Genomic DNA, 613 nt, shown 5'->3' on the forward strand with positions numbered 1-613 from the left:
GTGTTCTCCAGAAAACCCGCCTGCAGGAAGGCCTCACGCCGGGTGGTCCAGGCGGCATCGGTCTCGCCGGCTTGGCGCCAATGCGCGTCGAGGAGGGCAGCGCCGTCCTTCGCCTCGGCATCGGTGAGGATCGACAGGATCTCCGGACCTGAGCGGCCATCGTAGAGCGGGCGGATCGTCGGCTGGACCAGCGTGACGGTCCCGTCGGGGGAGCGGGCGTCGCCCCAGGCTTCCAGCGGGTGGGCGAGAGGCAGGTTCCAGTCGCAGTGGAAGGCGGTCTCGTCCTGGTAGAGGCCGGCATGGATCTTGAGGGGCACCCGGGCGAGCGCGTCCCGGAAGCCGAGATCGCCGGGCGCGTCGTAGACCGGGTTGACGTCGAGCATCACCAGGATCCGCACCTCGCCCCGGCGCATCGCCTCCGCGAGGGCGTCGAGCGGCTCGGCTTCGAGGACCGGGACCGGCGCGGTGTGGAAGACGGTGCGGCCGGCATTGCCGAGGGCTGCGTTGAGGCGGTGGACCTGTGCCAGCAGCTCCGGCCCGGCCTGGGCCCCGGCGAGCACGATGCCGCTGCCCCGCGCGGCGTTCAGCGCCGCGAAGGCCCTGGCGCGCCAGG

General features: G+C 72.8%; 1 protein-coding gene. It reads right to left on the reverse strand.

Going from position 1 to position 613, the window contains the following annotated elements; all coding sequences use genetic code 11:
- Positions 1 to 613, reverse strand: a 613-nt coding sequence (locus VQ03_RS34170) for a molybdopterin-binding domain-containing protein (protein ID WP_048454642.1), incomplete at both ends; no start/stop codon positions are given.

Origin of the sequence: Methylobacterium tarhaniae (assembly GCF_001043955.1) — a bacterium.
Taxonomy (GTDB): Bacteria; Pseudomonadota; Alphaproteobacteria; order Rhizobiales; family Beijerinckiaceae; genus Methylobacterium; species Methylobacterium tarhaniae.